At 59.8% G+C, this 271-nt stretch carries 1 pseudogene; it reads left to right on the forward strand.

Features of this window, described 5'->3' with window-relative positions:
• Positions 1-271 (forward strand): annotated as a pseudogene (clpA, locus tag P8629_RS11890) (ATP-dependent Clp protease ATP-binding subunit ClpA); the annotation flags it as partial.

Consider the following 271-nt stretch of genomic DNA (forward strand, 5'->3'; position numbering starts at 1 on the left):
CCATCGATGTCATCGACGAGGCTGGTGCCCACCAGCGCATGCTGCCGCCGGAAGTGCGTGCCAAAACCATCGATGTGGAGCAGGTCGAAGCCGTGGTGGCATCAATTGCCCGCATACCGCCCAAGAGCGTGTCGAGTTCGGATCGTAAACTGCTCGAGAAGCTGGATCGCGACCTGAAAATGCTGGTATTCGGCCAGGACGAAGCCATCGATACGCTGTCGGCAGCCATCAAGCTGTCGCGCGCCGGGCTGAAATCTCCTGACAAACCGGT

Origin of the sequence: Hydrogenovibrio sp. 3SP14C1, assembly GCF_029625905.1 — a bacterium.
Taxonomy (GTDB): domain Bacteria; phylum Pseudomonadota; class Gammaproteobacteria; order Thiomicrospirales; family Thiomicrospiraceae; genus Hydrogenovibrio.